The sequence below is a fragment of the Ciceribacter ferrooxidans genome, assembly GCF_004137355.1.
Lineage (GTDB): Bacteria > Pseudomonadota > Alphaproteobacteria > Rhizobiales > Rhizobiaceae > Allorhizobium > Allorhizobium ferrooxidans.
Genome location: NZ_SDVB01000359.1, coordinates 1 through 256 on the forward strand (window position 1 = coordinate 1; position 256 = coordinate 256).

The following is a 256-nucleotide window of genomic DNA, read 5'->3' on the forward strand; positions in this document are numbered from 1 at the left end:
AACACCGAAGTATAGGCTTCCTGCGCGGTTTTTTCGCTCAAGGCATGGTCGGCGCCATCAATGACCCGGTGCGTCATGGAGTGGGAGGCCCCGAAAGCCGACCGGTAACTCATGATGGTTGCGTGCGGCACCAAATGGTCGTGTTCCGACTCGACCAGCAGGACGTCCCCCGCAAACGCCGCGCACGCCGCCAGGGCGCGGTTTTCATCCGGCAGCACCGGTGCCCCGCGATATACCGCGAGGTCTTCCCTGTTGA

Annotated in this window: 1 pseudogene; it reads right to left on the bottom strand. The window is 62.9% G+C overall.

Features of this window, described 5'->3' with window-relative positions:
- A pseudogene (locus EUU22_RS22225) lies at window positions 1-256 on the bottom strand (alpha/beta hydrolase); the annotation flags it as partial.